Source organism: Dactylosporangium sp. NPDC048998 (genome assembly GCF_043197855.1).
Lineage (GTDB): Bacteria > Actinomycetota > Actinomycetes > Mycobacteriales > Micromonosporaceae > Dactylosporangium.
The window spans coordinates 1-1,511 of record NZ_JBICTV010000100.1 but is presented as its reverse complement, the minus strand read 5'-3'; the positions used below and the strand labels follow the sequence as shown (position 1 = coordinate 1,511).

The following is a 1,511-nucleotide window of genomic DNA, read 5'->3' as shown; positions in this document are numbered from 1 at the left end:
GTAACCATTCAGCAGGTTCTTGCTGGCGGGTCTTGATCTTGGTGGGTGTTCTGGACCATCCTGGGTGGCGTGTCCGACTCGCTGCCGGTTGCCGAGTTACTGGAGCGGCTGGCCCGGCTGGAGGCCTCGCTGGCCGAGCGGGACGCGATGATCGCGGAGCGGGACGCGCGGATCGAGGCGCTGACGCGTCGGGTCGGTGAACTGGAGGCATTGCTGCGTAAGGATTCGCGGACCTCGTCGAAGCCGCCGTCGTCGGACGGGCCGGTGAAGCCGCCGCCGCGGTCGCGGCGACAGTCCTCAGGCCGGGCGCCGGGCAAGCAGCCCGGCCAGGACGGGTTCACGCTGCGGCAGGTCACCGAGCCGGACCAGGTGATCGTGCACAGCCCGGTCGCGTGTGGCGGGTGCGGCCGGTCGCTGCGCCGGGCACCGGTGACGTCGGTCGAGGCGCGGCAGGTGTTCGACCTGCCGCAGGTGCGCCTGGAGGTGACCGAGCACCAGCTGGAGCACCGCCGTTGCGGGTGCGGGACGGTCACGATGGCAGCCCCGCCCGACGGGGCCGGCGCACCCACCCAGTACGGACCGCGGGTCCGCGCCATCGGCGCCTATCTGGTCGGCTACCAGCACCTGCCCTATGAGCGAGCCTGCGAGACCCTGGCGGACCTGCTCGGTGTCGGCATGTCGGCGGGCACCCTGCTCACCGTGCTCGCTCGCACCAGCGACGGGCTGGCCCCGTTCCTGGCAGCGGTCCGAGACCGGATCGCCGCCGCACCCGTGGCGCACTTCGACGAGACCGGGCTGCGCGTGGCCGGCGCCGGCGCGTGGGTGCACTCGGCGTCAACCGCGACGCTGTCACTGTTCTGCGTGCACCCGTCCCGAGGTCACGACGCCATGGCCGCCGCCGGGGTCCTGCCCGTGTTCACCGGCATTGCGGTGCACGACGGCTACACCCCCTACCGCCGCTACGGCACCGCGCACGCCTTGTGCAATGCCCACCACCTGCGCGAACTCGCCGGCGTCCTCGACGCCGACCCGTCCCAGACCTGGGCGGCGGACCTGATCCGGCTGCTGTGCGAGATCAACGATATGGCCCGCTCCGCCCGCGCCGACGGAGCCGAGGCCATCGGCGAACGCCTGCTGGCCGTCTACCGGCAACGCTACGACACCATCATCGCCGCCGGCAGGGCCGCCAACCCCACCCCGCCGGGACACCGCGCCCGCCCACCCGCGGTCAACCTGCTCGCCCGCCTGCGCGGGTTCGCCACCGACGTGCTGCGCTTCGCCCACGACCTGCGCGTACCGTTCGACAATTCCCAGGCCGAGCGCGACATCCGCATGGTCAAACTCCGGCAGAAGATCAGCGGCGGGCTGCGCACCTGGACCGGCGCCGAAACGTTCTGCGCCATCCGCAGCTACCTGTCCACCACCCGCAAACACGGCATCAACGCCCTCGAAGCCCTCACCGATCTCCACAATGGACGGACCTGGCTACCAGGAACCAGCTGAACAGTTAC

At 71.4% G+C, this 1,511-nt stretch carries 1 protein-coding gene; it reads left to right on the top strand.

What is annotated here, in order from left to right; translation table 11 throughout:
- Nucleotides 1-69 precede the first annotated feature (69 nt).
- A complete protein-coding gene (gene tnpC, locus ACGFI8_RS47990) occupies nucleotides 70-1,503 on the top strand; it encodes an IS66 family transposase (protein WP_392815818.1) in 1,434 nt (477 codons plus the stop codon).
- Nucleotides 1,504-1,511: the final 8 nt, after the last annotated feature.